Annotated in this window: 1 rRNA gene; it reads left to right on the top strand. The window is 41.9% G+C overall.

The features are described 5' to 3' along the window. Positions 1–155: 155 nt before the first annotated feature. A 16S ribosomal RNA gene (locus BIV03_RS18135) occupies positions 156–296 on the top strand; the annotation flags it as partial.

Genomic DNA, 296 nt, shown 5'->3' with positions numbered 1-296 from the left:
TCAATGAACTGAGTGACCAATACGTTTAACTACTTGTAGTTATTCGGCACAGTCAATTCATTACCATTCTGTTGGAATGGTAATAGCTTTAGAATTACACTCTTTATTTATAAAGAATAGTTTTGAAGTCAGTATTCGTTGAGTCACAAAATCTTAAATTGAAGAGTTTGATCATGGCTCAGATTGAACGCTGGCGGCAGGCCTAACACATGCAAGTCGAGCGGAAACGAGTCTATCTGATCCTTCGGGTGACGTTAATGGGCGTCGAGCGGCGGACGGGTGAGTAATGCCTAGGA

The organism is Curtobacterium sp. MCBA15_016 (assembly GCF_001865105.1).
In the GTDB taxonomy this organism is placed as follows: Bacteria; Actinomycetota; Actinomycetes; order Actinomycetales; family Microbacteriaceae; genus Curtobacterium.
This window is presented reverse-complemented; position numbering and strand designations above follow the sequence as displayed.